This window comes from Bradyrhizobium sp., assembly GCF_049581145.1.
Taxonomy (GTDB): Bacteria; Pseudomonadota; Alphaproteobacteria; order Rhizobiales; family Xanthobacteraceae; genus Bradyrhizobium.
In genome coordinates this window covers 1-1573 of sequence record NZ_JBAURI010000434.1, presented here as the reverse complement: position 1 = coordinate 1573, position 1573 = coordinate 1, and the positions used below count along the sequence as shown (strand labels likewise).

The window sequence follows — 1573 nt, the reverse complement described above, 5'->3', positions numbered from 1 at the left end:
CTCGACATCCGCCTTAACGGCTCCGGCCTGATCGGCGGCGACAAGCTCGCGGCCCAGCTCGAGGCTTCGATCGGCAACACGCGGATCGAGGAATTGCCGTTCAAATTCGCCACCGTAGCGACCGAAGTTCGCACCGGCCACGAGATCTGGCTGACGCATGGCCGGCTGGTGGATGCGATGCGCGCCTCCTACGCGCTGCCCGGAATCTTCGCGCCGGTCCTGATCGGCGACCGCTGGCTGGTCGACGGCGCGCTGGTCAATCCGGTGCCGGTGTCGGCGGCGCGCGCGCTCGGCGCCGAAATCGTCATCGCCGCCACCCTGTCCAGCGACATCTTCACCCATTCCACCACGATCTATGCGCATGGCGCGCCGGCCGAAGCGCGGGACCCGGACATCGCGCCGGCGCCACAGAGGCGCGGCATCGGCCGGTTCTTCTCGCCCGAGCGCACCGTGAAGCGGGAGTTCTTCGGCAGCGGCGGCCGGCCGGGCATCTCCTCCGTCATGGTCGATGCCTTCAACATCATGCAGGACCGCATCACCCGCGCGCGGCTGGCCGGCGATCCGCCGGACCTGTTGATCTCGCCGCGGGTCGGCCAGATCGGCTGGTTCGACTTCCACCGCGCCAGCGACCTGATCGACATGGGCGCGCGCGCCGCCGAGCGCGCGATCGACTCGATCCAGGAAGCGATCCACATATTGGCGCCCAACGCCGCGCCGGCAAAGATTCCCTAGGGGCCAGGCTGCGGTCGAGCAGCCGGCCCGCGGGCCGGCCGCGGCATGGGCTTGTCCGCATCCTGCGCTCGCGATCAGGCGGTCTTGATGTATTGGCGCATCGCTTCCTGCTCGCTCTCATATTCCTGCACGCGCCATTTGACGATGTCGCCGATCGAGATCAGCCCGACCACCCGATCGCCTTCGATGACGGGGAGATGGCGGAACTTGCCCATGGTCATCATTTCCATGATCGCCCCGACGGTGTCGCTGCGCCGGCAGTTCACGACCTTGCGCGTCATGACCTCGCTGACCGGCTCGTCGAGCACGGCGGCACCGCGCTCGCCCAGCACGCGCACGATGTCGCGCTCCGACAGGATGCCTTCGATGCGGCCCTGGCTCATCACCAGCACGGCGCCGATCTTGCGCTCGCTGAGCATCCTGATCGCGACGGACAATTTTGCGTCCGGCTCGACGCTCAACACCTGCTGGCCCTTGGCTTCGAGAATGGCACGTACCGTCATGGTCGTCTCTCCCTGAATCCGGCCGCACCCGTGCAACGAGCACAGCCCTCGTTTCCTCGAATTTTCAACGGTTGGACGCCGCTTTTTTGCGGGCGCCGGGTCCTGCGGCTCTGCTTGTTCGCGGACTTGCGCCGCTACCCGACGAGACCTGTGATGATGGATCAATTCCGGCAGCACTGCAAGGGAATCAGAAATACGTACTAATGCTGCCTAATGCTGCGACGGCGGGTTCGACAACGCAGTTGCAGCATCGCCGCCTGTGCGCGGTACCGGGTCGAACAGCGAGAACAGGATCAGGCCGGCGAAGAAGCCGCCGATATGGGCCTGCCAGGCGACGC

Annotated in this window: 2 protein-coding genes and 1 pseudogene; 1 reads left to right on the top strand and 2 read right to left on the bottom strand. The window is 66.4% G+C overall.

What is annotated here, in order from left to right:
- A partial coding sequence (locus tag WCB02_RS14150; RefSeq protein ID WP_423958842.1) for a patatin-like phospholipase family protein occupies nucleotides 1–732 on the top strand: 732 nt, incomplete at its 5' end.
- Nucleotides 733–806: 74 nt separating this feature from the next.
- Here WCB02_RS14150 and WCB02_RS14145 read toward each other — a convergent pair.
- Both WCB02_RS14145 and WCB02_RS14140 read right to left on the bottom strand, forming a co-directional pair.
- On the bottom strand, nucleotides 807–1235 hold the full coding sequence (locus WCB02_RS14145; protein ID WP_423958841.1) for a CBS domain-containing protein: 429 nt from the start codon (nucleotides 1233–1235) through the stop codon (nucleotides 807–809).
- A 210-nt stretch (nucleotides 1236–1445) separates the two neighbouring features.
- Nucleotides 1446–1573, bottom strand: a pseudogene (locus WCB02_RS14140) (rhomboid family intramembrane serine protease); the annotation flags it as partial.

Bases quoted from the DNA above. Each gene is read 5' to 3' on its own strand.
- WCB02_RS14145 (WP_423958841.1), bottom strand. From the start codon at position 1,235: ATGACGGTACGTGCCATTCTCGAAGCCAAGGGCCAGCAGGTGTTGAGC.